The following is a 1,642-nucleotide window of genomic DNA, read 5'->3' on the forward strand; positions in this document are numbered from 1 at the left end:
CACTTGGCCTGCACAAAGGCCGACAACGGCACCATTTTTTCATGGGTGTTGCGCACGTGAATCTTCAGCAGGTCAGCCACCTGACTGCGCTGGTCGCCCTCGGCCTGCACCACGACGCGCTGCATCCGCCCCTGATTGGGAAAGTCGTTGATGTAGGCCGAGCCCACGGCCGTGGACAGCACGTTGCCGACGTCGGCAAAGGACACACCCAGCGCGTTGGCCTGCTTGCGGTCGACGATCAGTTGCACCTGCGGTGCCTCGGCCAGGGCGCTTTCGCGCACGTTCATCAGGATCGGGCTTTTTTCGGCCGCCGCGAGCAGGTCGGTGCGAGCCTCCATCAACTTCTCATGACCGAGGCCGCCGCGATCCTGCAGGCGAAATTCGAATCCGCTGGATGTACCCAGGCCATCCACGGGCGGTGGCAGTACGGCAAATGTCACYGCGTCCTTGATCTGGCTGAGGGCAACGTTGGCCCGGTCGGCAATCGAGCTGGCCGAATCGTCACTGCCACGCTCGGACCAGTCCTTGAGCGTGCTGAACGCCAGCGCCGCATTCTGCCCGCTGCCGGAGAAGCTGAATCCGAGAATCACCACGCTGTCACGAATGCCCGGTTCCCCGGCGTTGTGCGCTTCAACCTGCTCGGCCACCTGCACTGTGCGGTTCTTGCTCGCGCCCGGTGGCAATTGAATGTCGGTGATGGTGTAACCCTGGTCTTCCACCGGCAGGAACGAGGAGGGCAGACGACTGAAGCACACGCCCAGACCCACCAGCAGCACACCGTAGATCAGCAGGAAACGCCCGCTGCGTTTCAGTGCATAGGCAACCCAGCCCTGATAGCGCTCGGTCAGTTGCTCGAAGCGACGGTTGAACCAGCCGAAGAAGCCGGTCTTTTCGTGGTGTTCGCCCTTGGCAATCGGCTTGAGCAATGTCGCGCACAGGGCCGGAGTCAAGGTCAGGGCGAGGAAGGCCGAGAACAGGATGGACGTGGCCATCGACAGCGAAAATTGCTGGTAGATCACCCCGACCGAGCCCTGCATGAACGCCATTGGAATGAACACCGCGACCAGCACCAGGGTGATGCCGATGATAGCCCCGGTGATCTGCCGCATGGCCTTGCGCGTGGCTTCCTTGGGTGACAAACMCTCCGTGGCCATGATCCGCTCGACGTTCTCTACTACCACTATGGCGTCGTCCACCAGAATGCCGATGGCCAGCACCATGCCGAACATGGTCAGCACGTTGATCGAAAACCCCAGCGCGAGCATCGTCGCAAAGGTGCCCATCAACGCCACCGGCACCACCAGGGTTGGAATCAACGTGTAGCGGATGTTTTGCAGGAACAGGAACATCACCGCGAACACCAGCAACATCGCCTCAAAGAGGGTGTAGACCACCTTGGTGATCGAGACTTTGACGAAGGGCGAGGTGTCATACGGGATCTTGTATTCGACGTTCGCCGGGAAGTAGCGCGACAGTTCATCCATCTTCGCCCGCACCAGGGTCGCGGTGTTCAGGGCGTTGGCACCGGGCGACAACTGCACGGCGACGGCGGTGGACGGCTTGCCGTTCAGGCGCGTGGAGAACTGGTATTCCTGGCTACCGATCTCGACCCGCGCCACATCGCTGACGCGCACGGTAGAAC

Annotated in this window: 1 protein-coding gene; it reads right to left on the reverse strand. The window is 61.6% G+C overall.

From position 1 onward, the window contains the following. On the reverse strand, window positions 1-1,642 hold a 1,642-nt coding region (locus ACXRVY_RS27925), incomplete at both ends, for an efflux RND transporter permease subunit (RefSeq protein ID WP_458238828.1).

The sequence above is a fragment of the Pseudomonas sp. P5_A2_2 genome (assembly GCF_054177685.1).